Source organism: Acidocella sp. (assembly GCF_052326845.1).
Lineage (GTDB): Bacteria > Pseudomonadota > Alphaproteobacteria > Acetobacterales > Acetobacteraceae > Acidocella.
Genome location: NZ_JBKQJR010000185.1, coordinates 1 through 2,711 on the forward strand (window position 1 = coordinate 1; position 2,711 = coordinate 2,711).

General features: G+C 61.8%; 1 protein-coding gene. It reads right to left on the minus strand.

Going from position 1 to position 2,711, the window contains the following annotated elements; translation table 11 throughout:
• Nucleotides 1-242: 242 nt before the first annotated feature.
• The coding region (locus ACLPJJ_RS12510; protein WP_443591305.1) for a transglycosylase domain-containing protein at nt 243-2,711 on the minus strand (2,469 nt) is incomplete at its 5' end.

Genomic DNA, 2,711 nt, shown 5'->3' on the forward strand with positions numbered 1-2,711 from the left:
GAATTAGGCCAAAAACGCGCCGGCCAAGGGAAGGAAAACGCGCAGCCGGGGCCGCAGTCTGCACCCGGTCCGGGAAATACGGCTTGAACAGGTCCGGCTTATTCGGGGCTCAGCTTCCGGCTCCAACGCGTACCCGCCACTAGAGCATTCAGCTTTTAGCTGAATGCTCTAGCTTTAAGTTTGAGCGAGCAATTTCATGCGTTTAGTTTGACCACGCTGGTTCAAGCTAAACGCATATTGCTCTAAGGCGGCGTCGTTTGTGCAATCGTCTTTTGTGCGCCTGGAGGCTGCGGGCGGTCGGACGTCGGAGGCCACAACAGCGGGGCGAGTTGCGGCTGGAGCATCTTCAAAAGCTGCACGGACATCGCGCTGTCGAAACTGAAATCCGCGGCTTGTGGCCCCGGCACGTAGGCCGTCACGGTGCCAAAAAACCGGTCGCCGAGGAAGAATACGAAGGTCGCGGTACGGTCCACCACCCGTTCGCCGCGAAAAATGCCGCCAGGGCCGTAGATGTGATAGCGATTGTCACCGCTGCCGGTTTTCCCGCCGACCTGCAGCAAGCTGCCGTTCGGTGCCCGGTATGCCCCGGCTACGAGGCCAGCGGTGCCGTTCTGGACAACCCCCAGCAGCGCCTGGCGCACGGTTTGTATCACGGCCGGGTCCAGCGCCTGCTGCGGGTTGGGCTGGCTGGCAAAATCGGTCTGGTAGGGCGTGCCGTCGGCAAAGTTGAGACGGTCGAGATCGACGGTTGGCAGTTGCACGCCATTGTTCAGGATGATGCCCATCAGATTGGCCAGCGCGTCCGGCCGATCGCCCGAGGCGCCGATGGCCGTGCCCAGCGAGGGCACGAGATGGTCGAACGGATAGCCCTGGCGCCGCCAATCCTGCCAGATGCGTTTGAAAGCTTCCTGCTCACGCAACGTGGCGATGCGGACATTCTGCTGGAATGTTTTGTCCGGCTTGAACAGCCAGGCATAGGATTTCAGGATTTCGCCGGGGCTCGCTGCGTCGACGTCTTTCCATGTCGCGGCCGGGTGTGTTTGCAAATAGACGACAAGCCAGATTTCGAGCGGATGAACGTTGGCGATATAGCCTTCGTCGTTGAGCGATAATTTGCCCAAAGCAAACTCCCCATAAAGCTGCGAGAGCCTGTCCGCGGTGAGTTCCGCGAATGCTTGCTTCGGCATGTGCGCTTGCAGAAACGCCGTCATCGCCACCTGTTCTGCATCCGGATGGATGGCGAGGAAAAGGTCCGCGAGGTGGCTGGCCATTGGCGCAGTATGGCCCGCCAGCTTTTCAAGCGCCTGAGATGGCGTGAGGCCCCTATAGGCGGTGTAGAAGCCATGGAGATAGCGGCGCCCCTCCTGTTCGGCGAAGTGTTGCAGATAGGCGGTCCGCGCCGGATTATGCGGGTCGGCAAGCAGCTTCGTCTCATCGATGCCGCTCTGCGCTGTGTAGTAATCTCGGATGTCGTGGAGGATGCGGATAAAGGCGCAGTTGATCGAATTCTCAAAGGCGTATTCGACGGTCGGGGTCAGGGTGTTTTCCCAGGGCTCAAAATTGCCGAAGGAGTTGTTTCCGCCGCCGGTGAAATAAGTGGCCGGGTATGCCGGATAGGTGCGCAACATGGCGGCAGCGAGCATCGGCTGCACAGCCCGGTTGTTGGTGGTCGCAAAATACCCCGCCGCCCAGCGGGTGAGGTTGTCCGGCGCCGTTGCCGCGATATGCAGCAATGCGGGCGCGGGCAGGGGCGCCAGTTCGCCGTGCAGGGCGACCATGATGTCGAGATAGGTGATCAGCGTGCGCAGCTTGGCAGTCGAGCCGAGTTGCAGCTTGGCGCCGGAATTGATGTCGAAGGGCTGGTTCAGGCTATCGGCGTGGATGCGCAGGTAATTGGCGTTGGCGCCGCGCTCATAGAGGACGAAGCTCCAATTGATGAGGGCGGGATTGTTGCCCGTACTGAGCATCAGCTTTCCGAACAATCCCAGCGATTGATCATAGGCTGGGTCGCCAAGGCGGGTGAGGACCGCTGTCACCCGCTGTTGCGCCGCTTCATCGATGGTCGAATAGGCCGTAAGGTCATAGCGATCGAGGCTCCACAGATCCTGCACGTGCAGCCAGGAGAGAAGCTCCGCCTGCAACCAGTCGGTGGCCTTGTTGCCGACAAAGGAAAATTGCGGTGGCGGCGGCAGCGCCGCGCGGAATTCCAGCCTGGCGGCGAGCGCCGCGTCACGCAGGCGGGGCGGAATGACGCCGTGACGCGCAAGCTCATTGAGATACGCATCGGTCAGCGTTTCCAGCGCCGGGCGGTTCTGGATCAGGTAATAGGCGGGCCGCTGTCCTGCCAGGATCAGGCTCAGCATCTGGCGGTAGACACTGCCCTGGCGTGCAAGGGCCTGTGTGGTCGTGGCTGGTTGCGTGAGCACCTGGTTGGCGTCGGCGAGATCGGTGCCATACCAGACCCAGAGCGCCTCCGGAACGCCGATAACCTCTCCATAGCCCGGCCGCGAGGCGAGCGGTGTTGAATTCAGATAAGTCACAAGAACGCCCCGGCGGGCCGCTGTCGTGTCGGGTCCGGTTTGGTACGCTGCTGCTGCTGCGGTCGCCATCTGGCGCAGCTTCTCTGCCACACCTCCCGTGCGGCCGCCCGGCGAATCACTGAACTTCACAATCTGGGTCGCCAGGGTACTGGCCCCGCCGCGCTGCCAGCT